Source organism: Paenibacillus medicaginis, from assembly GCF_042138635.1.
Classification (GTDB): Bacteria; Bacillota; Bacilli; order Paenibacillales; family Paenibacillaceae; genus Paenibacillus; species Paenibacillus medicaginis.
This window is the reverse complement of the sequence record NZ_JBHIRY010000093.1, coordinates 1-517: the sequence shown is the minus strand read 5'-3', so window position 1 is coordinate 517 and position 517 is coordinate 1. Positions and strand designations below refer to the sequence as shown.

The window sequence follows — 517 nt, the reverse complement described above, 5'->3', positions numbered from 1 at the left end:
ATTTTCATCCCCTTACACGTATAGCGACTCGTCCCATCCGAACATAGCAAGCAATCTTCTCTCCTCGGAGCCAAGCGGCTGTCCCATCTGCCGATGACGACTGCCGTCCGGCATGCGAAATACGATGACCTGTATGTATTCCAGCAGCCGAAAAATCTCCCGTGTCGTAGGCTGCTCCAGCTTTCGTTTCGTCGTCGCGATGAGCGGATTGCGTGTGCTCGTTTGGCTGCGAACCTTGCTCTGAATAGCATGGTATACGAGCAGGGCGATCAGAAACAGATAGCCTAACACTTCCACACGATGCGGCTTCTTCAAATACATTTCATCGACAAAATAGGGATCCTTCAAGATCGAAAAGTTACATTCGACTTGAATTTGTCCCTTGTAGGTCTGGAGGATCGCGGCTGCGTCCATCGTTCTTCCCTGAAACGCTTCCGGCACCGTCGAGACGAGCACAAATCGGGAGGCTTTGCGGCGAGTGGCCGCAATCGCCTCCTCATCACGAATCAGCGGCTCG

Annotated in this window: 1 pseudogene; it reads right to left on the bottom strand. The window is 53.0% G+C overall.

The window, feature by feature from the left end:
• Positions 1–12 precede the first annotated feature (12 nt).
• A pseudogene (locus ACE5LO_RS27790) lies at positions 13–517 on the bottom strand (IS1634 family transposase); the annotation flags it as partial.